This is a genomic window from Nonomuraea salmonea (assembly GCF_042428605.1).
GTDB classification, from domain to species: Bacteria; Actinomycetota; Actinomycetes; order Streptosporangiales; family Streptosporangiaceae; genus Nonomuraea; species Nonomuraea salmonea.
This window is the reverse complement of record NZ_JBHMCF010000038.1, coordinates 390,635-416,482: the sequence shown is the minus strand read 5'-3', so window position 1 is coordinate 416,482 and position 25,848 is coordinate 390,635. Positions and strand designations below refer to the sequence as shown.

23 protein-coding genes are annotated in these 25,848 nt (G+C 71.9%); 12 read left to right on the top strand and 11 right to left on the bottom strand.

Annotated elements, in window-relative coordinates; all coding sequences use genetic code 11:
* Positions 1 to 4 precede the first annotated feature (4 nt).
* From ACFFR3_RS34215 to ACFFR3_RS34205, 3 genes are read right to left on the bottom strand one after another with little or no spacing between them, the layout of a single operon-like run.
* The gene (locus tag ACFFR3_RS34215) at positions 5 to 193 is read right to left on the bottom strand and encodes a tautomerase family protein (protein WP_345392664.1); all 189 of its coding nucleotides are present in this window, start codon (positions 191 to 193) and stop codon (positions 5 to 7) included.
* Positions 194 to 234: 41 nt separating this feature from the next.
* A complete protein-coding gene (locus ACFFR3_RS34210) occupies positions 235 to 1,251 on the bottom strand; it encodes an LLM class flavin-dependent oxidoreductase (protein WP_345392661.1) in 1,017 nt (338 codons plus the stop codon).
* 57 nt (positions 1,252 to 1,308) lie between these two features.
* The gene (locus ACFFR3_RS34205) at positions 1,309 to 2,550 is read right to left on the bottom strand and encodes a cation:proton antiporter (RefSeq protein WP_379484478.1); all 1,242 of its coding nucleotides are present in this window, start codon (positions 2,548 to 2,550) and stop codon (positions 1,309 to 1,311) included.
* A gap of 221 nt (positions 2,551 to 2,771) precedes the next feature.
* Here ACFFR3_RS34205 and ACFFR3_RS34200 point away from each other — a divergent pair, with 221 nt between their 5' ends.
* The 3 genes from ACFFR3_RS34200 to ACFFR3_RS34190 are packed head-to-tail and all read left to right on the top strand — an operon-like array spanning position 2,772 to position 7,277.
* Positions 2,772 to 3,959, top strand: coding sequence for an MFS transporter (locus ACFFR3_RS34200; RefSeq protein WP_379484477.1), 1,188 nt, complete (start codon positions 2,772 to 2,774; stop codon positions 3,957 to 3,959).
* Positions 3,956 to 5,956, top strand: a complete 2,001-nt coding sequence (locus tag ACFFR3_RS34195; RefSeq protein ID WP_379484476.1) for a molybdopterin oxidoreductase family protein — start codon at positions 3,956 to 3,958, stop codon at positions 5,954 to 5,956. The genes ACFFR3_RS34200 and ACFFR3_RS34195 overlap by 4 nt, the downstream gene beginning before the upstream one ends.
* Positions 5,904 to 7,277 (top strand): FAD-dependent oxidoreductase, encoded by a 1,374-nt coding sequence (locus ACFFR3_RS34190; protein WP_345392652.1) that lies wholly within the window; start codon positions 5,904 to 5,906, stop codon positions 7,275 to 7,277. Before ACFFR3_RS34195 ends, ACFFR3_RS34190 begins: the two co-directional genes overlap by 53 nt.
* A 68-nt stretch (positions 7,278 to 7,345) precedes the next feature.
* Here ACFFR3_RS34190 and ACFFR3_RS34185 read toward each other — a convergent pair whose 3' ends face one another.
* The 6 genes from ACFFR3_RS34185 to ACFFR3_RS34160 form a co-directional block, all read right to left on the bottom strand.
* On the bottom strand, positions 7,346 to 8,170 hold the full coding sequence (locus ACFFR3_RS34185) for a class I SAM-dependent methyltransferase (protein ID WP_364367853.1): 825 nt from the start codon (positions 8,168 to 8,170) through the stop codon (positions 7,346 to 7,348).
* Between the two features lies 1 nt (position 8,171).
* The gene (locus ACFFR3_RS34180) at positions 8,172 to 8,807 is read right to left on the bottom strand and encodes a DUF2461 family protein (RefSeq protein WP_364367850.1); all 636 of its coding nucleotides are present in this window, start codon (positions 8,805 to 8,807) and stop codon (positions 8,172 to 8,174) included.
* A 22-nt stretch (positions 8,808 to 8,829) separates the two neighbouring features.
* Positions 8,830 to 9,024 carry an MbtH family protein gene (locus ACFFR3_RS34175; RefSeq protein WP_345392643.1) on the bottom strand — a complete coding sequence of 65 codons (195 nt, stop codon included), beginning with the start codon at positions 9,022 to 9,024 and terminating at the stop codon, positions 8,830 to 8,832.
* Positions 9,025 to 9,115: 91 nt separating this feature from the next.
* Positions 9,116 to 10,951 carry an asparagine synthase (glutamine-hydrolyzing) gene (asnB, locus tag ACFFR3_RS34170; protein ID WP_364367847.1) on the bottom strand — a complete coding sequence of 612 codons (1,836 nt, stop codon included), beginning with the start codon at positions 10,949 to 10,951 and terminating at the stop codon, positions 9,116 to 9,118.
* 3 nt (positions 10,952 to 10,954) lie between these two features.
* Positions 10,955 to 12,043 carry an LLM class flavin-dependent oxidoreductase gene (locus ACFFR3_RS34165; RefSeq protein ID WP_364367844.1) on the bottom strand — a complete coding sequence of 363 codons (1,089 nt, stop codon included), beginning with the start codon at positions 12,041 to 12,043 and terminating at the stop codon, positions 10,955 to 10,957.
* A gap of 14 nt (positions 12,044 to 12,057) precedes the next feature.
* Complete coding sequence (locus ACFFR3_RS34160; RefSeq protein WP_364367841.1) at positions 12,058 to 13,482, bottom strand: MFS transporter; 1,425 nt, start codon at positions 13,480 to 13,482, stop codon at positions 12,058 to 12,060.
* 98 nt (positions 13,483 to 13,580) lie between these two features.
* Between ACFFR3_RS34160 and ACFFR3_RS34155 the strand changes: the two genes are divergently transcribed.
* From ACFFR3_RS34155 to ACFFR3_RS34125, 7 genes are read left to right on the top strand one after another with little or no spacing between them, the layout of a single operon-like run.
* Positions 13,581 to 14,813, top strand: a complete 1,233-nt coding sequence (locus tag ACFFR3_RS34155; RefSeq protein WP_345392631.1) for a cytochrome P450 — start codon at positions 13,581 to 13,583, stop codon at positions 14,811 to 14,813.
* Between the two features lie 2 nt (positions 14,814 to 14,815).
* Positions 14,816 to 16,294 carry an aldehyde dehydrogenase family protein gene (locus ACFFR3_RS34150; protein WP_364367835.1) on the top strand — a complete coding sequence of 493 codons (1,479 nt, stop codon included), beginning with the start codon at positions 14,816 to 14,818 and terminating at the stop codon, positions 16,292 to 16,294.
* Between the two features lie 24 nt (positions 16,295 to 16,318).
* Complete coding sequence (locus ACFFR3_RS34145; RefSeq protein WP_345392625.1) at positions 16,319 to 17,917, top strand: tryptophan halogenase family protein; 1,599 nt, start codon at positions 16,319 to 16,321, stop codon at positions 17,915 to 17,917.
* The gene (locus ACFFR3_RS34140) at positions 17,917 to 18,471 is read left to right on the top strand and encodes a flavin reductase family protein (RefSeq protein WP_364367832.1); all 555 of its coding nucleotides are present in this window, start codon (positions 17,917 to 17,919) and stop codon (positions 18,469 to 18,471) included. Before ACFFR3_RS34145 ends, ACFFR3_RS34140 begins: the two co-directional genes overlap by 1 nt.
* A complete protein-coding gene (locus ACFFR3_RS34135) occupies positions 18,468 to 20,174 on the top strand; it encodes a non-ribosomal peptide synthetase (protein ID WP_379484475.1) in 1,707 nt (568 codons plus the stop codon). The genes ACFFR3_RS34140 and ACFFR3_RS34135 overlap by 4 nt, the downstream gene beginning before the upstream one ends.
* On the top strand, positions 20,171 to 20,902 hold the full coding sequence (locus ACFFR3_RS34130; protein WP_345392616.1) for a thioesterase II family protein: 732 nt from the start codon (positions 20,171 to 20,173) through the stop codon (positions 20,900 to 20,902). Before ACFFR3_RS34135 ends, ACFFR3_RS34130 begins: the two co-directional genes overlap by 4 nt.
* Before the next feature lie 2 nt (positions 20,903 to 20,904).
* On the top strand, positions 20,905 to 22,092 hold the full coding sequence (locus tag ACFFR3_RS34125; RefSeq protein WP_345392613.1) for a cytochrome P450: 1,188 nt from the start codon (positions 20,905 to 20,907) through the stop codon (positions 22,090 to 22,092).
* Between the two features lie 92 nt (positions 22,093 to 22,184).
* On the opposite strand, the gene ACFFR3_RS34120 is transcribed toward ACFFR3_RS34125, so the two are convergent.
* Both ACFFR3_RS34120 and ACFFR3_RS34115 read right to left on the bottom strand, forming a co-directional pair.
* Positions 22,185 to 22,943: an LmbU family transcriptional regulator gene (locus ACFFR3_RS34120; protein ID WP_379484495.1), complete on the bottom strand. Its 759-nt coding sequence runs from the start codon at positions 22,941 to 22,943 to the stop codon at positions 22,185 to 22,187.
* Positions 22,943 to 23,191, bottom strand: a complete 249-nt coding sequence (locus tag ACFFR3_RS34115; RefSeq protein ID WP_345392607.1) for a hypothetical protein — start codon at positions 23,189 to 23,191, stop codon at positions 22,943 to 22,945. Before ACFFR3_RS34115 ends, ACFFR3_RS34120 begins: the two co-directional genes overlap by 1 nt.
* 280 nt (positions 23,192 to 23,471) lie before the next feature.
* On the opposite strand from ACFFR3_RS34115, the gene ACFFR3_RS34110 reads away from it, so the two are divergent.
* Together ACFFR3_RS34110 and ACFFR3_RS34105 are read left to right on the top strand one after the other, a co-directional pair.
* Positions 23,472 to 23,648, top strand: coding sequence for a hypothetical protein (locus tag ACFFR3_RS34110; protein WP_345392604.1), 177 nt, complete (start codon positions 23,472 to 23,474; stop codon positions 23,646 to 23,648).
* A 7-nt stretch (positions 23,649 to 23,655) separates the two neighbouring features.
* Complete coding sequence (locus tag ACFFR3_RS34105) at positions 23,656 to 25,842, top strand: TOMM precursor leader peptide-binding protein (protein WP_379484474.1); 2,187 nt, start codon at positions 23,656 to 23,658, stop codon at positions 25,840 to 25,842.
* Positions 25,843 to 25,848 lie beyond the last annotated feature (6 nt).

Here is a 25,848-nt window from a genome sequence, read left to right as displayed (position 1 = left end):
TTCCTCACACCTCGTCACACATCAGTCGTCCGGCGCGGGCGAAATCGCTGCGTGTCATCTCCACGAACCGGACGCGCACCTCTTCGGGCCTGGCGCCCAGCGTCGCCTCGGCCGACTTGGTGACCTCTTCTGCGAATCTGCGGCGCTGGTCGAGATCCTTGCCGCTGAGCATGAGCACCGTGATGAACGGCATTGGCGCATTCCTTCCGAATCGTCGGCGGAGCCGACCGGTCGTCAGCGGAGCTGACCGGCCACGTCGTGGATGATGCGGGTGATCATGTCGGCCTTGTCCGGGACGCCGTACAGGGTGAACGACACCGCGTCCACGCCGACGTCGGCCAGGGCGGCCAAGCGCTCCACGCAGCGCTCAGGCGGGCCGTAGATCGCGAAGCAGTCGATGAGCTCGCTGGACAGGTCGCGGGCGTGTGCCGCGCCCTTGGCCTCGTGCTGCTCCCACTGGTAGCGCTCGGCCAGCTTGGCCATCTCCTCCACCACGCCCGCGGGCAGCGCGGAGGCGAGCAGGCGGTTCACCGGCTCAGGGCGGCTGACCGCCGAGCGCCACAGGAAGAAGGCCGAGGTGGCGGCGTAGGAGCGGACGAACTCCCTGGCGTAGTCCACGTCCTCATGGACGAACACCGCGCCCCTGCTCCACAGCTGCAGGTCGGCCGGCGTCCGGCCGGCCTGCGCGGCGCCCTCGGCCACTCGCTCCCGCTTCCACGCGGCGATGCGCGGGTCGAGGCCCGGCAGGAACACGCCGTCGGCGATGCTTCCCGCCAGCCGGCAACTGCGCGCGCCGTGGGTGCCCAGCACGACGGGGATGTCCCTGCGCGACCATCCCGACCGCATCGGCGCCTCGTGCCAGGTCGCCTCCTCACCCGCGACGAACGAGCGGAAGAAGGAGACCATGTCACGCAGCTCGCCCAGCGGGCGCGCGCTGCGGCCCACCATGGCGACCGCGCTGCCGCCCGCGCCGATGCCGAGAAAGGCACGGCCGCCGGACAGCTCGTCGATCGTGGCAATGGTGTTGGCCAATACGGCGGGATGCCGGATATACGGATTGGTGACCGCGTGGCCGAGCTTGATGCGCGTCGTGCGCTCGGCTGCGAGCGCCATCATGACGGTCGAGTCGCGACACAGGTTCTGCGACTCGATGAAGGTGCAGTGCTCGTATCCAAGTTCGTCAGCAAGCGTCGCGACATTAGCCGCCTGATAGGCCGACAAAGTGCGGCCGATGCCAATCCCGAATTTCATGAGCAGCTCCACGGGGAAACAAATTCATGTGGCCACGACGATACTCGGGAGGGCCATTCAGTCAACGACGAGGTCTCGCCGGCGGGACACCGCCATTTCGCCCGCGGGCATCCTGCGGGTCGCGAATCGCAGGATCGGCGGGGCGGCCAATGACGTGGCGATGGCGAACAGCACGATGACCGTGTACATGGTGGCGTCGAGAATTCCGAGGCGCAGGCCGACCGTCGCGATGATGACCTCGACCACGCCGCGGGCGTTGATTCCGGCGCCCACCGCCAGGCGCTCCCAGCGGTCCATGCCGGAGCAGGCGCCCCCGATCCAGGCGCCGGCGAACTTGCCCGTCACGCCGACGCAGAGCACCGCCGCCGACACGGCCAGGATCGCGGGCTCGGCCAGCGCCGTCAGGTCCATGCGCAGGCCCACCGTGGCGAAGAACAGCGGCGCGAGCACCGACATCACCCACGTACGCACCACGGCCAGCGCCTGGCCGACGTGCGCGCGTACGGAGCCGATGGCGAGGCCCGCGAGCAGCGCGCCGAAGACCGGCTCCAGCCCCATGGCGTGCGCCGTCGCCGCCCCCACCAGCGTCATGGCGACGATCGCGGTGACCCCGGAGCTCGGCGCGGTACGGACCGTCCAGCGGGCCAGCGGCCTGCCGACGAGCAGCACGCACGCCAGCACGGGCAGGGCGGCGAGCGACACGGCCCAGCCGCCCCCCGACAGGCCGGAGGTCGCCAGCGCCGTGACGACCATGAGCAGCAGCCAGCCGGCGACGTCCTGCAGCACGCCTGATGCGATGATCAGCTGGCCGACGCGGTGCCCGAGCAGGCCGAGGTCCATCAGCGTCTTCGCGATGACCGGCAGCGCGCTCACGCCCGTCACCACGCCCAGGAACAGCGCGAACACCAGCGGATCCGCGCTGTCGGGCCGCAGCCAGGCCGGCATCAGGAACCCCGTCGCGACGCCCAGGCCGAGCGGCACGAGCATCCCCGCGACGCTGACGGCGACGACCGCGCGGCGGCGGCTGCGCAGCACGCCGGCGTCCAGCTCGGCGCCGGTCAGCGCGACCAGCAGGAGCACGCCGAGCTGGGCCACGACGTCGAGCAGGTGGAACTGGGCGGGATCGCGCGGAAACAACCACGCGAAGAATTCGGGTGCCGCATTGCCGAGCACGGTCGGTCCGAGCAGCACGCCCGCCGTCAATTCGCCCACGATCGCGGGAATCCCGACGGACCTGGCCAGCGCGCCGAGCAACCGGGCCGCCACTAACAACGCGCAGCCTTGCAACAGGAAGATCAAGAGCTGATGATGGGGGATAAGCGCGACGGGGGATTCTATCACCACGACCATCCTTTGTGTCTGTGATTGTTTTCGCGCCCGCGATCTGCCTCATTATAGAAAACATGGTGATTCGTCTTTCCCGGCGTCGCGGTATCGACGATTTACGACTCGAGGACGCGGCTTATTGGCGGGCGGTGGGCCGGAAAGTCGCCTGGCGCAATCTCGTGCTGTCGATAGTCGTGGAACATCTGGGATTCGCCGTGTGGACGGTCTGGAGTGTGGTCACTCTGGAGCTCGGCGGCCGCGATCTCTCGGTGAACCAGCTGTTCTGGCTGGTGGCGTTGCCCAATCTGGTGGGCGCCGTGCTGCGGATCCCCTACACGTTCCTGCCCGCGCGGATGGGCGGCGCGAACTTCACCGTCCTGAGCGCGTTGCTGCTGCTGGTGCCCGCCCTGCTGCTCGCGGTGGCGGTACGCGACCCCGGGACGCCGTACTGGATGTTCGTGGTGATCGCGGCGACGGCCGGGCTCGGCGGCGGGAACTTCGCCTCCAGCATGGCCAACATCACGAACTTCTTCCCCGCCGGCAAGCAGGGCGTCGCCCTGGGACTCAACGCGGCGGGAGGCAACATCGGGGTCAGCTCCGTCCAGGTGCTCATCCCCGCGGTGGTCGCCGCCTACGGGGTGGCCGCGGCCGGGTGGGTCTGGGTGCCGCTGCTGCTGGTCGCGGCGTTCGCCGCCTGGTGGGGGATGGACAACCTGGCCTCGGCCAGGGCGAGCGTGCGCGAGCAGTTCCGGGTGGTGCGCCACCGGCAGATGTGGATCATGTCGTTCCTCTACATCGGCACGTTCGGCTCGTTCATGGGCTACGCCACCGCCTTCCCGCTGCTGATGAGCAACGAGTTCCCGTACGTCGCCGTCGGCGCGCCGGCCTTCGCGGGCCCGCTGGCCGGGTCGCTGGCCAGGCCGCTCGGCGGCTGGCTGTCCGACCGGTACGGCGGCGCGAAGGTGACCTTCTGGACCTTCGCCGTCATGGGCGCCGGCGCGCTGGCGGTGTGGGCCGCGCTCGCCTCCGGCGCGTTCCTGGCGTTCTTCGCGGCGTTCATGCTGCTGTTCGTCGCGTCGGGAGCGGGCAACGGCTCCACGTACCGGATGATCCCGGCCATCTTCACCGCGGTCGAAGGCAGCGTGGAGGGCGGCAGGCGGGCGACCTCATCAGCGCTCGGCCTGGTGTCGGCCGTCGGCGCGCTGGGCGGCTTCTTCATCAACCGGGCGTTCGGCGAGTCGTACGCGGCCTTCGGCGGCGCGGGCGCGGCGCTGGCCGCGTTCGTGCTGTTCTACCTCGCCTGCTGCGGGGTGACGTGGTGGTGCTACCTGCGCACGGTGCTGCTGTGGTGGCGGCCCAGCCTGGCCGAGGCGCGGGTATGACGAGGACGCACTGCCCCTATTGCGCCCTCCAGTGCGGCATGGACGTCTCGGCCGGCGGGCTGATCTCGGCCGAGAGCCTGTGCCAGAAGGGCTGGACGGCGGCCGAGGTCCTGCGCGCGCCCGACCGGCTGACCACGCCCCTGGTGGGCGGCCGGGCGGCGACGTGGGACGAGGCGCTCGATCTGGCCGTCACGCGCATCCGGGAGATCCAGGACGCCCACGGGCCTGACGGCGTGGCCGTGTTCGGCGGGGGCGGGCTGACCAACGAGAAGGCGTACCTGCTGGGCAAGTTCGCCCGGGTCGCGCTGCGTACCAGCCAGATCGACTACAACGGGCGCTTCTGCATGTCGTCGGCGGCCGTCGCGGTGCGGCGCGCCTTCGGCGCCGATCGCGGCCTGCCGTTCCCCGCCGACGACCTCGCGCGGGCGGAGACGGTGCTGCTGGCCGGGGCCAACCCGGCCGAGACCATGCCGCCCCTCGTCCGCCGGCTGCGCGGCGCGAAGCGGCTGATCGTGGTGGATCCGCGGGCGACGGCCACCGCCCGGCTCGCGGACGTGCACCTGCAGCTCACCCCCGGCACGGATCTCGCGCTGGCGCTGGGGCTGCTGCACATCGCGGTCGCCGACGACCTCATCGACGCCGGCTACATCGCCGACCGGACCCGCGGATTCGCCGCGGCGGTCGCGGAGTCCAACGCGTACTGGCCCGAGCGGACCGAGCGCATCACCGGGGTGCCGGTGCGGCTGCTGCGCGAGTCGGTACGCGCGCTCGCGCGGCGGCCCGCCGTCGTGCTCACCGCGCGCGGCTCGGAGCAGCACGCCAAGGGCGTGGACACGGTGACGGCCTTCGTCAACCTGGCGCTCGCACTCGGGTTGCCCGGCCGTCCCGGCTCCGGCTTCGGCACGCTCACCGGGCAGGGCAACGGCCAGGGCGGGCGCGAGCACGGGCAGAAGGCCGACCAGCTGCCCGGCTGCCGCGACATCCGCGACCCCGAGGCCCGCGCGCACGTCGCCCGCGTCTGGGGAGTGCGCCCCGAGGACCTGCCGGGACCCGGGCGGTCGGCGTACGAGCTTCTCCAGTCGCTGGGCACCGAGGACGGGCCGCGGGCGCTGCTGGTGTTCGGCTCCAACCCGGCGGTCTCCGCGCCGGAGACGGCCCGCGTACGGGAACGGCTGCGCGCCCTCGACTTCCTGCTGGTGTGCGACGTCGTCCCGTCCGAGACCGCCCGCATGGCCGACGTGGTGCTGCCCGTCACCCAATGGGCGGAGGAGGACGGCACCATGACGACCCTGGAGGGCAGGGTCGTCCGCCGCCGCCGGGCGACCGTACCGCCGCCGGACGTGCGCTCGGACCTGGAGGTCATGCACGAGCTCGCGCGGCGGCTGGACGCCCCTGGCGACTTCACCCCCGACCCCCGGCGCGTCTTCGCCGAGCTCCGGCGGGCCAGTGCCGGCGGCCCCGTCGACTACACGCCCATCGACTACGACACCGGCGGCTTCTGGGGCGGGCCCCGGTTGTTCCTCGACCGCTTCGCCACGGAGGACGGCAGGGCGCGCTTCGTGCCCGTCGGGTTCCGCCCGCCCGCCGAGGACGTCTGCGCCGACTACCCGGTCTACCTGACCACCGGACGGGTGCTGCAGCACTACCAGAGCGGCGCGCAGACCCGCCGGGTCCGTGACCTCGACCGTGCCGTCCCAGGGCCGTTCGTCGAGCTGCACCCCGAGCTGGCGGCCCGGCTGTCCGTGGCGCAGGGCGACGCCGTCCGCGTGAGCAGCAGGCGGGGCAGCGTCGTCGTGCCCGCCAGGATCAGCGCCGGCGTCCGTCGCGACACGGTGTTCATGCCCTTCCACTGGCCGGGAGCCAATTTCCTGACGAATCCGGCTTTGGATCCCCTGTCGCGCATGCCGGAGCTGAAGGTGTGCGCCGTACGCGTGGAGGCCGTCCGTGAGAGTGGTAGTGATAGGCGGCGGCATGGCCGGCGCCCGGCTGGTCAGTGACGCACGGCTGCGGGGCGCGGACATCACCCTGTTCGGGGCGGAGCCGCGCCTGCCGTACAACAGGGTGCTGCTGTCCGGCGTGCTCGCCGGCGCCACCCGCGCGAGCCAGCTCGCGACTCCGCTGCCCGGCGACGTCGAGGTGCGCGCGGGCGTGCGGGTCACCGCGATCGACCGGGCGGCGCGGCAGGTCGTCGCCGAGGACGGCGGCCGCACCCCTTACGACGTCTGCGTCCTCGCCACCGGCAGCGAGCCGCTCGTGCCGCCCGTGCCCGGCATCGAACGCGCCCTGCCGTTCCGCACGCTGGACGACTGCGACCGTATCGTCGCCGGCGCCCGCACCGCGCGCCACGCCGTGGTGATCGGCGGCGGCCTGCTCGGCATCGAGGCGGCACGCGGGCTCGCGGTACGCGGCGTCGGGGTGACCGTCGTGCACCTCGCGGGCCACCTCATGGAACGCCAGCTCGACGCCCACGGAGGCGACATCCTCGCGACGACGCTGGCCGGCCTCGGCATCACCGTCCGCGTCGGCGTCAGCGTCGCGGCGGTCGAGCCCGAGGGGGTGGTGCTCAGCGACGGCACGCCGATCGCGGCCGACCTGGTGGTCGCCTCCTGCGGGGTGCGTCCCGTCACGTCGCTCGCCCGCGAGTCGGGCCTGGCCGTCGAGCGTGGCGTCGTGGTGGACGACCTGCTGCGCACCGAGGACCCGCACGTGTACGCCATCGGCGAGTGCGCCCAGCACCGCGGCGTCGTCTACGGCCTGGTCGGGCCCTGCTGGGAGCAGGCAGCCGTGCTCGCCGCGCACCTCGCGGGCGAGCCGGACCGTTATCGCGGGTCGCGGCTGGTCACCAGGCTCAAGGCGCCCGGCCTGGAGGTGGCCTCGCTGGGCGACGTGCACGCGGACGGCGAGACCGTCACCTTCAGCCATCCCGCCGCCGGGGTCTACAGGAAGCTGGTCATCCGTGACGACCGGCTCGCCGGCGCGATCCTGCTGGGCCGCGGCGACGCGGCGGGCACGCTCACCCAGCTGTACGACCGGCAGGCCCCCCTGCCCGCCGGGCCGGAGAGCCTGCTCTTCCCCGAGCTGGCCGCTCGCGAACCGGCGCACGATCCGGCCCGGCTGCCGGGCGCCGCGACGGTCTGCCACTGCAACGCCGTCTCCAAGGAACGGATCAGGACCGCGTGGCTGGCGGGCGCCGACACGGCGGCGGCCATCGGCAGGGAGACCCACGCGGGGACCGGTTGCGGCACCTGCCTGCCCGCCATCGAGGCCCTGCTCGGCTCCTTCGGAGCCCCGCTCACCCCCATCGCCGAGGCCGGCTGACATCACGGGGAACCGGCAGGCACGACGAGAGGCCGGCCGCGACGTGCGGCCGGCCTCTCCTACTCGCCTCAGGGCTGCTTGACCAGGATGGCCTCCAGGTACTCGACGGGCGCGATCAGCGCGCCGTCGGTGGCCCTGTTCCACGGAGCCCACATCTCGATCAGGTCCCGCTCCAGCGCCGCCGCCTGACGTGGCGGCAGCACGGAGAAGACCATGCTGGTGGGCCCGAAGTTGGTCTTGAAGTGCTCCAGCCAGTGCTCGGGGGAGCGGTAGCGGAAGACGAAGTCCCTGCGGGCCGTCCTGATGCCGGCGATCCCGTCGCCGAACAGCTCGCGCAGCCGGTCGGGGTCGCCCCAGCCGGTGGGCTGCGGCGTGCCGGGGGTGGGCGGGATGTAGCGGGACATGATCTCGAACAGGCCACCCAGGGACCCGGTGGCCGTCCAGGACGCCAGGCCGATCCGGCCGCCGGGACGGCAGACCCGCAGCAGCTCGGCCGCGGTGCGCTTCTGGTCGGGCGCGAACATGGCGCCGAAGGCGGAGACGACGACGTCGAAGTCCCCGTCGGGCAGCGGGATGTTCTCGACGTCGGCCTCGATGAGCCGCGCGGACACCCGCTCAGCCTCCATCCGCCGCCGCGCGTCCTCCAGCATCGAGGCGGAGAAGTCCAGCCCGGTGACGTCGGCGAAGCGCCGCGCGCAGGCGATGGTGGCGTTGCCGCTGCCGCAGGCGGCGTCGAGCACGCGCTCGCCCGGCCGTACGTCGAGGTGCTCGATCAACAGCTCGCTGGCGATCGTGGTGGTGCCGGCGACGGAGGTGTAGTCACCCGCCGACCACGCGGAACGCTGATAGTGCTTGAGCGACGATGAACGGACCGTCGCAGGGGAGATGGGCACGTCAATCCTCCAAAGGCGAATAGCGGCGCAGCCAGCCGCTCAACGGAGCCGCACGCTCCCACGCCCCGGTGATCAGCTCGGTGACCCCGGGGTCGTCCAGCCAGAGCGACGCCGGCCGGCGCAGGGTGGCCGCGAGACCGGTGCGGCGCAGCAGGGCGATGTGGGGATGGTCCCGCGGGTAGCCGCGAGGAGCCGTCTTCAGCGTCTCTCCCGGCACGGTGAAGCCGTCGGCCTCCAGGTCCGCGATGATGTCCAGGAGCCGCGCGCCCGCGGGGCCGGCCGCCGCCGCGCGAAAGCGGCTCAGCCAGGCCCCGCGGGCGCGGACGACCCCCACGGACGCGATCAGCTCGTGCGCGGACACCGACAGGTAGTGGTGCGTCCCGTCTCCCGCGAACTGCACGCCGAGATGGGTGTGGTACGGCTGCCGGCCGTCCGCGAACCGGGCGTCCTTGCGGAGCCGGAAGATGTGCGCCTTACCGTACGTGGGTTCGAGTGCGGCGGCGAGCGCCTCGGCAGGCTCCAAGACCGCTCGCCGGTAGAGGTCGCGGTGGGCGTCCAGGTAACTTCGCGAATTGTCTTTTTGCAGGCCGGTGAAGAAAGTGACGAGTTCGCTGCTCCAGCCGGTGAACGCGGTCACCTGGATCCCCCTTTCTTTCAGGTCAGGCGTCCGCCGACGCGGTGCGCAGGCTCAGCGGGCGCATATCGGTCCACAATTCCTGGATGCGGGAAAGGCAGAACTCTTTCGTGCCCTCCACGCCGACGGGCTCCCAGCCGCCCGGAATATCCTGACCGGCCGGCCAGATGGAGTACTGCTCCTCGTGGTTGCGCACGACTGCAAATGAATTCTCGGGCATGCGGAACTCCTTAAGTAAGGGGAGCGGTGTTCGCATGATGCCATTCTGCGAAGCCGCCCGTCATCGATGTGTCCTGCCGGCGGTACGCCCGTCAGGGAAGCCGCACGTCAGGGCGGTAGATGTCCAGCCACAGCATGACGTCGAGCACGCGCTCCATGCCGAGCCTGGCGAGCTTGTCGACCGCGGAAGGCTCCTGCCGGATGGCCGCCTCCAGCCGGCCCCGGTCGGCCAGGGCGAACACCGGGTGTCCCGGCTGCCTGAGCAGCTCCCTGGTCTGCTCCTGCAGCGCTTTGACGTACGAGGTGTCCTGGGTGGAGGGGTAGGCGCTCTTCACCCGCTCCGCCACGACCGCGGGGAGCCGGTCGCGGACGGCGCTGCGCAGCAGGCTCTTCTCCCTGCCGTCGTGGTTCTTCATGGCCCATGGGGCGTTGTAGACGTACTCGACCAGCCGGTGGTCGCAGAACGGCACCCGGACCTCCAGCCCCACCGCCATGCTCAGCCGGTCCTTGCGCTCCAGCAGGAAGCGCACGAACCGGGTCAGGTGCAGGTGGCTCATGAGCCGCATGCGGAACTCCAGGTCGCTCTCGCCGTCCAGCCGCTCCACCTCGCGTACGGCGTCGGCGTAGCGGTCGCGCCGGTATCCGTCCAGGTCGAGCGCGGCGCGTACGTCCGGCTTCAGCCAGAGCGCGTCCTTGTCGAGAGGCCCCGCGTTGACCGCGATCCACGGGAACTCGTCGGCCCACCGGATCCGGTCGTCGTGGAACTGCCGGTAGCCGCCGAAGACCTCGTCGGCCGCCTCTCCCGACAGGGCGACGGTCGAGCGCTCGCCGATCGCCTTGAACAGCAGGTAGAGGGAGAAGTCCATCTCGCCGAAGCCCACGGGCAGGTCGCGGGCCTCCAGCGCCTTGCGGCGCACCTGCGGGTCGGCCAGTGCGGCGTGGTCGAGCACGATGTCGCGGTGGTCGGCGCCGACGTGCTCGGCCACGGCGTGCACGAACGGCGCGTCGGGGGTGCCGCGCAGGTCGTCGGGCAGAAAGCCGTCCGACTGGCCGACGAAGTCCACGGAGAACGTGGGCACGGCCTCGGCTCCGAGATGCGCGGCGGCCAGCACGGTCAGCGCGCTGGAGTCGAGGCCGCCGGACAGCAGCACGCAGCGGGGCACGTCGGCGACGAGCTGCCGGCGCACGGTGTCGCCGAGCAGGTCGCCCACCTGGGCGATCGTGGTCTCCAGGTCGTCGGTGTGCGCCCGCGTCGCGAGCCGCCAGTACGTACGCTCCCGCACGCCGGAGGCGTCCACGGTGACCACGGTCGCCGGCTCGACCTGCCGCATGCCGTGCCAGATCGCGTGCCTGGGCGTCATGACGAAGGACAGCCACTCGCGCAGCCCCTCGGCGTCGACCACGCGCTCGGCGGCCGGGTGCGCCAGGATCGCCTTCGGCTCGGACCCGAACAGCAGGCCGTCCCTGGTGGGGGCGATGTAGAGCGGTTTGACGCCGAGCCTGTCGCGGATCAGCACCAGCTTCTCCACGCGGTCGTCCCAGATGGCCAGGGCGAACATGCCGTTCAGCCGTTCGGCCACCTGCTCGCCCCAGCGCAGGTAGCCGCGCAGGACGACCTCGGTGTCGCTGGAGGTGGTGAACCGCTCGCCGAGCCGTTCCAGCTCGCCGCGCAGCTCGGTGAAGTTGTAGACCTCGCCGCTGAAGACCAGGCACACCTCGCCACCGGGCACGGAGGCGGTCATCGGCTGGACGCCGCCCTCCAGGTCGATGACGGCCAGGCGGCGGTGCCCCAGAGCGGCGTGCGGGGCCGTCCACAGCCCTTCCGCGTCGGGCCCGCGGCAGGTCATCGTGCGGGTCATCGCCTCGAGCGTCGGCCGCTCATGGCGCAGGTCGCGGTCGAAGGCGACCCATCCGGTGATTCCACACATGCGTTACCTCCCCAGCTCCTGCGGCCACACCGCAGGCAGCACCTTGTCGACCAGCAGCCGGGACGCCTCGGCGATGTCGGGGCCCAGCGGCGAGCCGATGTAGAAGTCGTCGAAGCCGATGGAGTGGATGAGCCCCGCCAGGGTCTCCAGGCGTGCGGCGCACGCCTCGGGCGTCCCCGACACGATGAGCCCGTCCAGCAGGTCGTCGGAGACGTACTGGGCGGCCTCGGGCAGCGGTCTGCCGCCGCGCAGGGCCGCGCGCACCATGGCCGCCGACTCCATGTCGAACCCGGCCCGTTCCAGGTCGGGCCAGAGGACCGGGTTGCCGGCCACGATGGCCGCCTGCCTGCGGCCGAACTCCCTGGCCGCGGCGCCGTCGTTCGAGACGCAGCAGTTGAGGCCGTAGAGCAGGCGGAACGGCCGGCCGGCCGCCGCGCGCCGCCGTGCCAGCGCCACCACGTCGCGCACGGTCTCGTGGTCGCCGGCCTCCAGGGCCGCGTACGACACCGCCGGGTAGGTGCTCGTGCAGATCAGCCCGTCGGCGAGGTCCTCCGCCAGTGCCCTGCTCTTGGGCCCGCCGATGGCCATCAGGATCGGGATGTCCCTGGTCAGCGGGAACGACAGCCGCGCGATGGCGTCGTCGCGCCAGCCCAGCCGCTCGCTCAATGACGGGTAGTCGCGCAGCAGCACGATCTCGCCCGCCCACAGCCGCCTGATCAGCCCGATGCTCTCCCGCAGCAGGGTGAGCACGGAACGTCTGGTGAACATGCTGGTCACCAGCGAGCCGCCCGTCCCCACGCCCATCTGCACCGCGTAGCCGGGCGCCACCAGTTCGGCGATCGTGGCCATCGCGGCGGCGATGTCGATGGGGTTGCGCGACAACGGGATGGTCACGCCGCTGGCCACGCCCACGTGCCGGCCGGCGGCGATCGCCGACATCAGCACGTGGGAGTTGCGCGCCAGCATCTGGTCGGGCACCCAGATGGTGCTGAACCCGCTGCTCAGCACCGAGCTGGCGGCCAGGATCTCGTCGGCGGGAACCCACGGAGCGATCTGGACCCCCGAAGGCCGGGTCCCGGAAAGTGTTGTCATGATCGTCCTCTCGGTCAGGTGAGCCCGCGTCTCGGTTCCGAGGTGCGGGAGAGTGTGGCCACGCTCACCACGCCGGCCAGCACCAGGCCGGCCGCCACGTAGACGGGCAGCTGCGCGGGGCCGCCGCTGAGAGCGTTGACCACCGGAGGCACCAGCCCCGCCAGGGCGAACCCGCCGTTGATCGACAGGGCCGTCCCCGAGGCGCGGATCGCGGTGGGGAAGCGCTCGTTCAGGAAGATGGGCAGCGGCCCGAACGCGGCGATGGTCAGCCCCGACAGCAGCAGCGCGGGCAGCGCCACCAGGAGGGGCGAGCCCACGCCGGCCAGCCACAGGTACAGGCAGGGCAGCGCCACCATGTTGAGCGCCGAGGCGCAGAGCAGCACGCGGCGCCTGCCGTACCGCTCGCTGAGATGGCCGCTGAGCGGCGCGAAGGCGAAGGCCGCGAGGTTGACCCAGACCAGGACCACGCTCACGGTCGCCACGCTCAGCCCGTTGACCACCTGCAGGAAGCTGGGCAGCAGCCCCAGCGTGAGCAGGAAGAACGTGGCGACGCCGAAGACCACGGCGATGTTGGCCGCCAGCACCTTCCTGTGCGGCCCACGGGAGAGCAGCGGGGTCAGCGGGTTCTCCGCGCCGTCCTCCTTGGCGCGCCAGAGCGGCGACTCGTCGACGTACTTCACCACGAGCACGCTGACCAGCACGGGCAGGCCGCCGGCCAGGAACATCACCCGCCAGCCCCACTCGTCGAACGCCTCGCCGGGAAAGATCCTGGTCGTGGTGAACAGGGCCAGCGCGGCCAGCAGGCTGCCGATCGCGGTGCCGCCGCCGCCGACCACCCCGGAGACCAGGCCGCGCCAGCGCGCCGGCACCGACTCCGTGGCCAGGGTGAGCGTGGAGGCGAAGACGCCGCCGACGAACAGGCCCTGGGCCAGGCGCAGGACCAGGAGCAGCAGGGGAGCGGCGAGACCGATGGCCTGGGCGCCGGGCAGCAGGCCCATGGCGGCGGTCACGCCGCCCACGCCGAGCAGCGCCACGACCATGGCCCGCTTGCGGCCGTGCCGGTCGCCGATGACGCCCATCAGCGCCGCGCCGACGGGCCGCATGATCAGCGTCGCGGCCAGCGCGACATAGCTGCCGGCCAGCGCCAACGCGGAGTTCTCGAGGGGGAAGAACACCGCCGCGATGGCGGGCGCGACGAATACGATCACATAAAGGTCGTACAGGTCAAGGGCGAATCCGATGACGGAGGAAATCGTCGCCCTGAATCCATGCGCTCGCCTCCCGGTCCCCTCGGCGATGACGGCTTTCTCTGTTTTCACCGGCAATCTCCTTTCGTTCGGGACGTCACCATCGTGCGTGCCTTGTCGGCGGCTTGACAAATGTCGGAAAGCGGCCGACCTTAGTCGAAAGTAAGCGCAGGATTCGCGCCTAATCTCCATGCCCCCCGCTGTTTATTCGCGCTATCGGCATGCCCAAAAGGAAGTGATCCCTGATGACGGTCGGCGCCGACATTAGATCCCAGAAGGTACGGGTTGACATGTTCGGGAAGGAATTCCTGAACGACCCCTATCCCGCGTACGCCAGGCTCCGGGAGGAGGAGCCCGTCCACTGGGACGACCGGCTCAACGGCTGGGTCATCACCCGGCACAGCGACGTGTACGCCGCCCACCTCGACCCCGAGACGTACTCCTCGCACCGTCTCGGCGCGATGGTGTCCAACAGGGTCGGTCCCGGCTCGTCCGACGAGATGAAGAGGTTCATGGACCTCGCGCCGGAGTGGATGCTGTTCCGCGACCCGCCCGACCACACCCGCATCCGCAAGCTCATGAACCGCGAGTTCCGCGGGCGGGACATCCGCGCGCTGCGCCCCGCGATCGAGGAGATCGCCAAGGGCGTCATCGACCGGGCCGCGGAGAAGGGCGAGTTCGACCTGGTCAAGGACTTCTCCTACCAGCTGCCCGGGCGGGTGCTGGCGACCATGTACGGCCTGCCCGCCAGTGAGGGCGTCCGCCTGACCGACTGGTGGTACGAGATCCGGCACATGCAGCGCGTCTTCCTCGGCGCCGACCCCACCACGGTGGCGCCGACCGGCAGCGCGACCGCCGAGGCGTTCAGCGCGATGACGCCGTACCTGACCGAGCTCATCGGCGACCGGCGCAGCCGCCCCAAGGACGACCTGGTCACCCGGGTGATCGCGATGGCCGAGCGGGGCAGGGACGAGGGGCTGCGGCTCAGCGAGCAGGAGATGTTCGCGCACCTGCTGCTGCTGCCGCTGGCCTCCTTCGGCACCACGATGGACCTCATCGGCAACGGGGTCCTCGGCCTGCTGACCCAGCGCGACCAGTGGAACCTGCTGCGGGAGGACCCGGAGCTGATCCCCTCCGCGGTGGAGGAGCTGCTGCGCTACGACGCCTCCGTGCAGCTCACGCACCGCCTCGTGACCCGCGACATCGAGGTGGCCGGGCAGCCGATCGCCGCCGGCGAGCTGGTCTACCTGGTCCGCGGCGCGGCCAACCGCGACCCCGAGCGGTGGCCCGACCCCGACAGGATCGACGTGCGCCGCCACGACGGCGGTCACGTCGGGTTCGGGGTCGGCATCCACCGCTGCCTCGGCGCCGGGCTGGCGCAGGTCGTCACCGGCGCGGCGGTCAAGGTGCTCACCCAGCGCGTGCCCAACCTGTCGTTCGTGCCAGACCGGCCGCACCGGTGGAAGGCGGACACCCCGCAGTTCCGCGGCCTGGCCGAGTTCCCCGTACGCAGGGAGCGGTAGCCATGGGCCGCTCCGCGCAGGTCTTCACCGCACAGTGGATCGACGGCGACTGGCGGCCGTCCGATGCCGTGGACGGCATCGACGTGCTCGACCCCAGCGACGAGAGCCTGCTGGCGGTCGTTCCCGCCGGCACGCTGGACGACGCGCGCAGGGCCGCCCAGGCGGCGCGGGCGGCTCAGCCCCGATGGGCGGCGACCCCGGTCAAGGACCGGATCGCGTTCGTCGAACGGCTCGCCCGCAGGCTCTCCGAGCGGGCCGGTGAGCTGGCCGAGGTCATCGTCTCCGAGGTCGGCGCGCCCGTGACGGTGGCGCGGCAGGCGCAGGTCGGCCTGGCCGTCGCCATGACGGAGTCGTTCGCGGAGCTGGCGTCCGGGTTCGCCTTCGAACGGCGGGCGGGCAACTCGCTCGTGCTGCGCGAGCCCGCAGGGGTGGTCGCGGCCATCACGCCGTGGAACGTCCCGCTGCTGCTCACTCTGCAGAAGGTGGTCCCCGCGCTGCTGGCCGGCTGCGCGGTCGTGCACAAGCCCAGCGAGCTGACCCCGCTCAACGCCTACCTGCTGGCCGAGATCACCGCGGAGTGCGGCCTGCCGCCCGGCGTCTTCAACGTCGTGGTGGGCACGGGTGAGGGCGCGGGCGCCGACCTCGTCCGCAGCCCCGACGTGGACATGGTCTCCCTGACCGGCTCCGTGCGCGCGGGCCGCCAGGTCGCCTCGATGGCGGCCAGGAGGGTCAAGCGCGTCCACCTGGAGCTGGGCGGCAAGAACGCCGGCATCCTGCTGGACGACGCCGACCTGCGGCTCGGGGTGGCCGCCACGGTGGACCAGATGTGCTTCAACACCGGGCAGGCGTGCCTGCAGTGGAGCAGGCTGCTGGTGCCCGCCGACCGGCACGACGAGGCGGCGGAACTGGCCGCCGGCCTGGCCGGCCGCTACCGGGTCGGCGACCCCCGCGACCCCGACACCGACCTCGGGCCGCTCATCAGCGACCAGGCGCGCGAGCGCGTCCGCGGCTACATCGCCTCCGGAGTGGCGGAGGGCGCCACGCTGCTCGCCGGGGGCGAGGAGGCGCCGGAGGGACGCGAGCGCGGCTACTACGTGCGTCCGACCGTGTTCTCCGACGTGCGGGAGACCATGACCATCGCCAAGGAGGAGATCTTCGGCCCGGTGCTGTCGATCATGCCGTACCGGGACGAGGACGAGGCGATCGAGATCGCCAACAACACCCCGTACGGCCTGCACGGAGCCGTCTGGTCGGCCGACATCGCCAGGGCACGGCACGTCGCCACGCGGATGCGGGTCGGCCAGGTCGACATCAACGGCGGGCCGTTCAACATCCTGGCGCCCTTCGGCGGGGTCAAGCAGTCGGGCATCGGCCGCGAATGCGGCGTGGAAGGGCTTGAGGAGTTCTGCGAGACCAAGTCGCTGCAGCTCCCGGTGGACGTGGCGGAGCCCGTCGGGCCCCGGCTGCGCGCACACGCATAGTTCGAGACAGAAGGAGTCACCAACATGTCCCACGACAACCGCGTGCGCAACATCGTCATTCTCGGCGGCGGTACGGCAGGCTGGATGACCGCGTCCTACCTGGGCAAGGCCCTGCAGCGGACGGTGAAGATCACCGTGCTGGAGGCGCCGGCGATCCCCCGCATCGGCGTGGGCGAGGCCACGGTGCCCAACCTGCAGCGGGCCTTCTTCAACTACCTGGGGATCCCTGAAGAGGAGTGGATGCGCGAGTGCAACGCCAGCTTCAAGGTGGCGGTGAAGTTCATCAACTGGCGCACGCCGGGGGAGAGCTCGCCGACGCCGCAGCCGCTCGGCGGGCGCACCGACCAGTTCTTCCACCCCTTCGGCCTGCTCCCGTCCGCCGACCAGATCCCGTTGTCGCACTACTGGGCGGCCAAGCTGCTGAAAGGCGAGACCGACGAGCCGTTCGACTACGCGTGCTTCAAAGAGACCGCGATCATGGACGCCAACCGGGCGCCGCGCCATCTCGACGGCACCCCCGCCACCTACTACGCCTGGCACTTCGACGCCGCCAAGGTCGCGGGCTTCCTGCGGAAGTTCGCGGTGGACAAGCAGGGCGTCGAGCACGTCGAGGACCAGATGACCGAGGTCCTGCGCGACGAGCGCGGCTTCATCACCGCCCTGCGCACCGCCGGCGGGCGGCTCCTTGAGGGCGACCTGTTCATCGACTGCTCCGGTTTCCGCGGCCTGCTCATCAACCAGGCGATGGAGGAGCCGTTCATCGACATGAACGACCACCTGCTCTGTGACAGCGCGGTGGCGACGTCCGTCCCGCACGACGACGCCACGAACGGCGTCGAGCCCTACACCTCCGCCATCGCGATGTCGTCGGGCTGGACCTGGCGGATCCCGATGCTCGGCCGCTTCGGCACCGGCTACGTCTACTCCAGCCAGTTCGCCACCCAGGACCAGGCCACCGAGGAGCTCTGCCGGCTCTGGGGCCTCGACCCCGAGACCGCCCCGCTCAACAAGATCCGCTTCCGGGTGGGCCGCAACCGGCGCGCCTGGGTGCGCAACTGCGTGAGCATCGGGCTGGCGTCGTGCTTCCTCGAGCCCCTGGAGTCCACCGGCATCTACTTCATCTACGCGGCCATCTACCAGCTGGCCAAGCACTTCCCCGACCGCACGTTCGACCCGGTGCTGATCGACAGCTTCAACCGCGAGATCGAGGAGATGTTCGACGACACCAGGGACTTCATCCAGGCCCACTTCTCTCTCTCGCCGCGCACGGACACGCCGTTCTGGCGCGCGAACAAGGAGCTGGAGCTGGCCGAGGGCATCAAGCAGAAGATCGCGATGTTCAAAGCGGGCCTGCCGATCAACCTGCCGATCACCGACGAGCGCGGCTACTACGGCAACTTCGAGGCCGAGTTCCGCAACTTCTGGACCAACGGCAGCTACTACTGCATCTTCTCCGGCATGGGCCTGCGGCCGGACAAGCCGCTGCCGTCGCTGACGTACAAGCCGGAGGCCATCGAGGCGGCCGAGCGGCTCTTCGCCGACGTCAAGCACCGCCAGGCGGACCTCGTCTCCTCGCTGCCCAGCAACTACGAGTACCTGCGGCAGCTGCACGGGGACAGCTGATGGGCGCCAAGAAGCTCCCTGTCCTCGACGGGCCCGTCGCGTCGGCCGGCGACCATCGGGCGCTGATGAGCCGCTTCCCCACCGGGGTCGCCGTGGTGACGGCCGTCGACACCGTCGGCCGCCCGCACGGCATGACGTGCTCGTCGGTGACCAGCGTCACCCTGTCGCCGCCGACGATCCTGGTGTGCCTGCGGATCGGCAGCGCCACGCTGCGTGCCGTCCATGAGCGCGGCGCCTTCGCGGTGAACCTGCTGGACGCGGGGGCCCGCGACACGGCGGAGCTGTTCTCGGGGCCGGTGCCCGACCGGTTCTCCCGCGTGCGCTGGATCAGGTCGCAGTACGGGCTGCCGTGGCTGGTGGACGACGCGCTGGCGATGGCCGAGTGCCGGGTGAGCAGGGTGATCCGCGACGGCGACCACGAAGTGCTGTTCGGGCGGCTGCTGCGGGTGGCCGAGCAGCCGGGGACCCCGCTGCTGTACGGCATGCGGTCGTACTCGGCGTGGCGCCCGTCATCGCCGGCCCGCCCGGCGGAGATGAAGGACATGAGCGCATGACGACGAACAACGGTGTGACCGAGATCTTCGCCGCCCTCGACCGCTGGGCTGCCACCCGCCCGTCCGAGACCGCGGTGAGCGCACCCGACGGGACGCTCACGTTCGCCCAGCTCGCCGAGCGCGCGGCGGCCATCGCGGGCATGCTGGCCGCGCAGGGCGCGGGCCCCGGCACCCAGGTGGGGCTCTGCCTCGGCCGCAGCCATCTGTCGCTTCCCGCGCTGCTCGCCGTGTGGTGGACGGGCGCGACTGCCGTGCCGCTGGACGAGCGGCACCCCGCCGACCGGCTCAGCTTCGTGCTGCGCGACTCCGACACCCAGCTGATCGTCGGTGACCGCGTGCCGGCGGGAGCCGTGCCGCAGCGGTGCCGGGTGCTGCCCGCCGCCGCGCTGAACGGGGACGATCCGGCGCCGCGCCGGGGCGACCCGCACCCCTCCGGCGTCGCGTACGTCATCTACACCTCGGGCACGACCGGCTGGCCGAAGGGCGTCGAGGTGTCCTACCGGGGGCTCGGGGCGTTCGTCGCCGCGCTGGGCGGGCTCGGCCTGCCCACGGGCGGCACGGGCGTGAACGCGGTGTCCCCGGCCTTCGACGGCTGGCTGTGGTGCGCGCTGCTGTACCTCAGGTACGGCCAGGGCATGACGATCATCGACACCGACCTGGCCGAGAGCGTCGCGGCGGCGGCGCCGAACGTGGTGTGCATGACGCCGTCGCTGCTGCTGGCCTGCGACGAGGAGGTCGCGGGAGCCGAGGTGCTGGTGGCGGCCGGCGAGCCGCTGCCCGCCGCGCTGGCGGCCCGCTTCACCGGCAGGATGCTCAACGTGTACGGGCCCACGGAGGCGACCATCGCGGCCACCTGCGCCGACACGGCCAGGGGCGACGACGTGACGACGATCGGCCGGCCGCTCCCCGGCTACACCGTCCACATCCTGGACGACGAGCTGCGGCCCGTCCCCCCTGGCACTCAGGGGGAGCTGTTCATCGGCGGTCCCGCCGTGGCGGCCGGCTACCGGCGACGGCCCAGGCTGACCGCCGAGCGGTTCGTCCCCGACCCGTTCTCCGGCGACGGCGGCCGGCTGTACCGCACCGGCGACCTCGCGCTGTGCCGCCCCGACGGCCTGCTGGAGTACCGCGGCCGCTGCGACGAGCAGGTGAAGATCCGCGGCTTCCGGGTGGAGCTCTCGGAGGTGGAACGCGTCGCCCTGGAGATCGACGGCGTCCGCGGCGCCGCCGCGTACCTGCTGGCCGGTCTGGACGCGCTCGGGCTCGCCGTGGTCGTGGACTCCGGCGAGCGCCTGGAGGCGGTCCGTACGGCCTGCGCCGACCGGCTGCCGCCGGCCGTGGTCCCGTCCCAGGTGACGGCGGTCCCCGCACTGCCCACCACGCCCACGGGCAAGGTGGACCGCGCCGCGCTCGCCAGGATGACGGCCGCCACCGCGACCGGTGGGCGGCAGCCTGGCACGCCCGCAGAACGCGTGGTCCGCGAGGTGTGGAACGGCCTGCTGCCGCAGCCGGTGCACGACGTGGACGCCGACTTCTTCGAGCTGGGCGGCCACTCCCTGCTCGCGGCGCGGGCCGTGGCGGCGCTGCGCAGGGCGACGGGCGTCCGGCTCACGGTCGCGCAGCTGCTGGGCAACCCCACGGTGGCGGGCCTCGCCGCCGAGCTGGACCGGCTGGGCTGGGTCGTCACAGAGGAGGTGTCGTGAGCGGGCCTTGGCTGCTGCCGTTCCACGCGGGGCCGCCGGCGCCGGCGACGCTGCTGTGCCTGGCGCCCGCCGGGGCCGGCTGCGGGCAGTACCGTCCGTGGCAGGCCATGGCGGGGCCCGAGGTCTCCGTGGTCGGGGTCCAGCTGCCCGGCAGGGAGACCCGCTGGGCCGAGCCGCCGGCGAGCAGCGTGGACGAGGTGGTCACCGGCGTGCTCGGCGAGCTGACCGCGCTGCTCAAGCCGGACGACCCACTGATCGTCTTCGGCCAGAGCTTCGGCGGCCTGCTGGGCTACGAGATCGTCCGCAGGCTCGCCGACGACTACGGCAGGCGTCCTCGTGCGCTGGTCGTCGCCGGCTGCCGCCCGCCCCACATGTGGGTGGGCGCCGGCCGGGGCCTGGCGGAGGACGACGCCGAGCTGACGAAGCTGCTCGACGTACGGGCCCTGGACGAGGACGACCTCGACGAGGACAGCCGCGAGCTGATGCTCGACGTGCTGCGGCAGGACGCGCGGCTGTCGCTCACCTACACCCATCACGCGGTGGCCCTCCCGGCCACGCTGGAGGCGTGGGGCGGCGAGGACGACGAGACGGTCACGCCCGGCCACCTCGACGGCTGGCGGGCCTATGCGGGAGGCGGGTTCCGCCGGCGGACGTTCCCCGGCGGACACTACTTCTGCCTGGAGCGGGCGGACGACGTGGTCGCCGCGCTCGGGGCGTACTGGAGCTGACCATGCAGGTGAATCTCAAAGACCCCGAGCTGTTCAGCAGGGGCGGGTTCTGGTCGGTGCTGGCCTGGCTGCGGCAGCACGACCCGGTGCACTGGCACGAGGAGGACGACGGCCCCGGGTTCTGGGCGGTGACCCGCTACCACGACGTCGTGGGGGTCTACACCGACCAGAAGTCCTACAGCTCGCGTTACGGGATGCGCCTGGACAGCGACCCCGGCGCGGTGTCGGCCGTCGCCCAGCGCATGCTGATCGTCTCGGACCCGCCCGACCACACCCAGCTCAAGAGCGTGCTGGCCAAGGAGTTCGGCCACGCCGAGGTGCCGCGGCTGCAGGCGCTGGTCGAGCGGGTCGTGCGCGCCGTCGTGCGGGACGCGATCGCCCAGGGCGAGGTCGAGTTCCTGGAGGTGGCCAAGCAGATCCCCAACAACGTGGTGTGCGCGCTGATGGGGATCCCGCGCAGCGAGTGGGAGTGGGTCGGCTCGATCACCACGGAGGCGTTCGAGGGGGACGACGAGGCGGCTCGCGCGGGCGCCCACAGCGAGATCTTCCTCTTCTTCGCCGAACTGCTCGCCGAGCGGCGGCGGAACCCCGGCGACGACTTCGTCAGCCGCATCGCCGCCGAGCGCAGGCTGGTCGGTGAGGGCGAGGAGCGGCCGCTGACCGACGAGGAGATCATCTTCAACTGCAACGGCGTGCTGGCCGGGGCGAACGAGACCACCCGGTACTCGGCCGCCGGCGGCGTGCTCGCCCTCATCGAGCGGCCCGACCAATGGGAGCTGCTGCGTTCCGCGGGGGCCTCCGGCGTGCCCGCCGCCGTGGAGGAGGTGCTGCGCTGGACGGTGCCGGGCGTGCACGCGATGCGCACAGCTGTACGGCCTGCCAAGATCGGCAACGTGCGCATCGCGGTCGGCGACCGGGTGACGCTCTGGAACGTCTCCGCCAACCGGGACGAATCGGTCTTCGAGCACGCCGATCAGTTCCGGGTCGACCGCTCGCCCAACCGGCACATCACGTTCGGCGCCGGCCGTCACCTATGCCTGGGCGCCCGGCTGGCCCGCCTGGAGCTGAAGGTCTTCTTCGAGGAGCTGATCGGCCAGGTGCGGACGATGGAGCTGACCGGGGAGCCCCGCTACAACGCCTCCAACTTCACCTGGGGCCTGCGCAGCCTGCCGATCCGGCTCGCGTCCTGACCCCTGACGAGCACAGCGCCCGGCGACCGCCGGGCGCTGTGCCGTGTTCAGGACGAAAAGGAAGGCCCCGCCGGGAGCGGCGGGGCCGATGGTCATGCCAGGGAACGTTCGCCTCCCGACACCACGAGCGCCTCTCCCGGCTCAGGGACCTTGACGGTGCCCGGCAGGGCGGGCGTCAGCACGATCGTCTCGTCGCCGACGGGAAGGGCGAGGTTCCGCGTCCGCCGCTCGGGCAGCAGCAGCAGATCGGCCACCTGGTCCAGGACCATGGTCATCCACTCGTGCAGGCTGCGCCTGCTCTCCCCGGCCGCCTGCAGCCAGCGCTCCTCCCTGGAGTGGTCGAGGCGCAGCGTCACCGGCGTCTCCTGCGGGCGCTCGCGGGCGCCGACGCACCGGTTGCGCAGCTGCTGGCGGAGCTGGTTGCGCGACCACCTGTGCTGCTCCACCCGGTCGAGCCACTCGTCCTGCTCGTCGGGCGGCAGCGAGGCCAGCTCCGCGTGGTGCTGGAAGCTGACCCTGTCGCGGCGGCGGTGCATCGGGAAGCGCCGCGCAACCCAGGCGTAGTTGCGCAGCGTCTGGTAGTTGAGCGACGTGCCGGCGATAGCGCGCTGATACCGGTCGGGGAAGGTCTTCTCGCCGTAGTTGAGCCAGTCACCGAGCCACCACGTCGATGAGTCAGTGATCAGGGCGATCTGCTTGCCCAGCCGCTCCCACGAGGTGAACGGCATCGCCTGGGGCAGCACCAGCCCGACTCGCTTGGTGAGCACGGTGTTCGGCAGGCCGAGCCGGCTCGGGGCGGCCGGCGGCCGGCGGCCCGGCATCGCGGGCTCGTTGCGGCGCATGGCGTCCATCACGCTGCGTTCCCGTTCGAGGTCTCGCCGGCCACCGGCTCCCAAGGGCCGTAGGCGACGGTGATGTCGCGGGCGACCACCTCGGCGTTGGCCGTGCCCATGGCCTCCATCTCGCGGTGCGCGCACTCGGCCGCTTCCCTGTCCATGCCGAAGTCCTCAACCATGGTCTGCTGCTGGTCGGTGAACATCACGGCGTACTCGCGGTAACTTCCGACCACTCGATGGGTGGGGTCCAGAGTTTGCGTCATGGTCTTCCTCGTTTCGTACTGATCTGTGTTCCCGCAGCGTCCGGCCCACCGGTCCGGCAGGCGCGCGGCCTGCGCCGATGGACGGTGAACATCGCAATTCCTTCCATTTCCGGTCATTTTCCGCCCAGACTAAAGTCACGGCGGCTCGGGATCGACGGAATGGATCACGCATGCGGTGTGAATAATTCACGGTCGGCGAATGAGGAGATAACTAGGAATCTCCGCTGGATCGGCACACGATCTGGCTGTCCAGTTGCTTTCCGGTTCCCGAGGAGGGGTCATGACCGCATCGGTACTCTCGCGCCCCGACGCCCAGGCGAAGCGCGAGCGCTCCACCACGATCACCGCATGGACCATGACGGACGCGGACGTTCCCGCGGCGTGGGCGGCCGACCTCGTCATCGAGGACCCGGCCGAGCAGACGCGTCCGGCCTTCCCCACGTACTGCGCTGCGTGAGGCGGCCATGGCGGCCCAGGCAGACCGGCTGTTCCTCGGTTTCAAGCGCCACCTCAGGGTGGAGCAGGCTCCGGGCGGTGCGATCCGGGTGACCTCGGCGCGGGGCACGACCACCCTGCAGGGCGCCCTCGTCCACCGGCTGGCGCCGCTGCTCGACGGCACCCGTACCGAGTCCGAGATCCGCCGCGCGATGGCGCCGTTCGCGTCCGAGGACAGGGTCGGCCACATGCTGGGCCGCCTGGCGCGGGCGAACCTCGTCGGCTTTCAGACGACGTCGCGAACCGCCGCCGACGCCTACTGGGACCTCGCCGGCGTCGACCGGCCGGACACCGGCGCCGATCCCACGTCGGTCGCGGTCGTCGCGCTCGCGGGCGCGCAGCCCGCGGCCGACGCCTGCCGGGCCGCCGGGCTGACCGTCACACAGGACGAATCCCGCGCCGACGCCCTGTTCGTGCTCTGCGCCGACTACCTCGACCCGCGCCTGGCGGAGATCAACGCGCGGCGGCTGTCCGACGGGACGCCCTGGCTGCTGGCCAGCGTCTGCGGACCCGACGTGTGGGTGGGCCCCGCCTTCGAGCCGGGGACGGGCCCGTGCTGGGAGTGTCTGGCCGCGCGGCTGCGCCGCCGCCGGTCCGGCACACCGGAGCCGCCCGAGGCGTCGCTCGCGCCGACCCGCGCCGCAGGCCTGCACCTGGCGGTACTCGAGCTGACGAAATGGCTGGCCGGCGCGGCGAGCGGGCTGCGCGAGCAGGTGTGGACGCTGGACACGGTGAATCTGGCGCTGTCCTGCCACCCGGTCACGCGGCGTCCGCAGTGCGCCGCGTGCGGGGACCCCGCCGCGAACCGCGTGCGCGTGGTCCCCGCCTCGGTGGCGCCGGCGGGCAGCAGGCCGGGCAACAGCCATCGAGCGATGCCGCTCGAGGACGTGTGGGAGCGCTACCGCCACCTCGCCGACCCGGTGACCGGCATCACCGACCCCATCAGGCCCGACCCGCGCAGCCCCGGCTTCGTCCACTGCTACCTGTCGGGCAGGAACCTCGCGCTCGACGACGAGGCAGGCGGGGTGCGGCAGTGGAGCGGCGGCAAGGGCTGCACCGATCTGGAGGCGCGGGTCAGCGCGCTCGCCGAGGCCGTGGAGCGCTACTGCGGCACCAGGCTCGGCGACGAGCAGGTCGTCTGCGGCAGCTACCACGACCTGCGCGCGGACGCCGTCCACCCGGACAGCTGCCAGCTGTTCCACGAGCGCCAATACGCCGAGCGGGCCCGCTGGAACGCCGGCGCCACGCCGTTCCAGCAGGTCCCCGAGCCCTTCGACGATCGGGCGGTCATCGACTGGACCCCCGTACGCTCGCTGACGACGGGGGCCGAGCGGCTGCTGCCCACCGACCTGCTCTACTTCACCGGCGGCGCCGGCGAGCCCTCGCTCAAGGCCACCTCCAACGGCAACGCCGCGGGCGCGAGCCTCGCCGACGCGACCGTCCAGGGCTTCCTCGAACTGGTGGAACGCGACGCGGTGGCGCTGTGGTGGTACAACATGACCCGGCAGCCGGTGATCGACCAGGCGTCCTTCGGCGATCCGTTCATCTCCGGCGTCTTCGACGGCCACGCGGGCATCGGCCGGGCCCTGTGGCTGCTCGACCTCACCTCCGACCTCGGCGTGCCCGTCGTGGCGGCGATCTCGCGCCGCACCGACAAGCCGGCCCAGGACATCATGCTCGGCTTCGGCGCCCACTTCGACGTGCGCATCGCCGTGCGCAGGGCGCTCACGGAGCTCGGGCAGATGCTCAGCGCGGTGGCCGACGCCGGGCCGGACGGCACCGGGTACGCGCTGGCCGACCCACACCTCGTGACGTGGTGGCGCGAGGCCACCACGGCGAACCAGCCGTACCTGCTGCCCGACCCCGGCCAGGCGCCACGCCGCCTCGCCGACTACGGCGAGACCGGGCACGGCGGCCTGGAGACCGACGTCGCCGCCATGCACGCCATCGCCGAGCGGCACGGCCTGGACATCCTCGTGCTGGACCAGACCAGGCCCGACATCGGCATGCCGGTCGTCAAAGTGACCGTGCCCGGCCTGCGGCACTTCTGGGCCCGTTTCGCCCCAGGCCGGCTGTACGACGTCCCTGTCCGGCTGGGCCGGCTGCGCCGGGCCACCGCCTACCACGACCTCAATCCCATCCCGCTGTTCCTCTAGTCGCAG

What these genes read in the sequence shown, in the direction of transcription:
- ACFFR3_RS34195 (WP_379484476.1), top strand. Translation starts at nt 3,956, where the DNA reads ATGACGAGGACGCACTGCCCCTATTGCGCCCTCCAGTGCGGCATGGAC.
- ACFFR3_RS34120 (WP_379484495.1), bottom strand. Translation starts at nt 22,943, where the DNA reads ATGGACGCCATGCGCCGCAACGAGCCCGCGATGCCGGGCCGCCGGCCG.
- ACFFR3_RS34175 (WP_345392643.1), bottom strand. Translation starts at nt 9,024, where the DNA reads ATGCCCGAGAATTCATTTGCAGTCGTGCGCAACCACGAGGAGCAGTAC.
- ACFFR3_RS34105 (WP_379484474.1), top strand. Translation starts at nt 23,656, where the DNA reads ATGGCGGCCCAGGCAGACCGGCTGTTCCTCGGTTTCAAGCGCCACCTC.
- ACFFR3_RS34135 (WP_379484475.1), top strand. Translation starts at nt 18,468, where the DNA reads ATGACGACGAACAACGGTGTGACCGAGATCTTCGCCGCCCTCGACCGC.
- ACFFR3_RS34155 (WP_345392631.1), top strand. Translation starts at nt 13,581, where the DNA reads ATGTTCGGGAAGGAATTCCTGAACGACCCCTATCCCGCGTACGCCAGG.
- asnB (WP_364367847.1), bottom strand. Translation starts at nt 10,951, where the DNA reads ATGTGTGGAATCACCGGATGGGTCGCCTTCGACCGCGACCTGCGCCAT.
- ACFFR3_RS34125 (WP_345392613.1), top strand. Translation starts at nt 20,905, where the DNA reads ATGCAGGTGAATCTCAAAGACCCCGAGCTGTTCAGCAGGGGCGGGTTC.
- ACFFR3_RS34160 (WP_364367841.1), bottom strand. Translation starts at nt 13,482, where the DNA reads ATGGAGATTAGGCGCGAATCCTGCGCTTACTTTCGACTAAGGTCGGCC.
- ACFFR3_RS34140 (WP_364367832.1), top strand. Translation starts at nt 17,917, where the DNA reads ATGGGCGCCAAGAAGCTCCCTGTCCTCGACGGGCCCGTCGCGTCGGCC.
- ACFFR3_RS34110 (WP_345392604.1), top strand. Translation starts at nt 23,472, where the DNA reads ATGACCGCATCGGTACTCTCGCGCCCCGACGCCCAGGCGAAGCGCGAG.
- ACFFR3_RS34215 (WP_345392664.1), bottom strand. Translation starts at nt 193, where the DNA reads ATGCCGTTCATCACGGTGCTCATGCTCAGCGGCAAGGATCTCGACCAG.
- ACFFR3_RS34115 (WP_345392607.1), bottom strand. Translation starts at nt 23,191, where the DNA reads ATGACGCAAACTCTGGACCCCACCCATCGAGTGGTCGGAAGTTACCGC.
- ACFFR3_RS34165 (WP_364367844.1), bottom strand. Translation starts at nt 12,043, where the DNA reads ATGACAACACTTTCCGGGACCCGGCCTTCGGGGGTCCAGATCGCTCCG.
- ACFFR3_RS34145 (WP_345392625.1), top strand. Translation starts at nt 16,319, where the DNA reads ATGTCCCACGACAACCGCGTGCGCAACATCGTCATTCTCGGCGGCGGT.
- ACFFR3_RS34150 (WP_364367835.1), top strand. Translation starts at nt 14,816, where the DNA reads ATGGGCCGCTCCGCGCAGGTCTTCACCGCACAGTGGATCGACGGCGAC.
- ACFFR3_RS34210 (WP_345392661.1), bottom strand. Translation starts at nt 1,251, where the DNA reads ATGAAATTCGGGATTGGCATCGGCCGCACTTTGTCGGCCTATCAGGCG.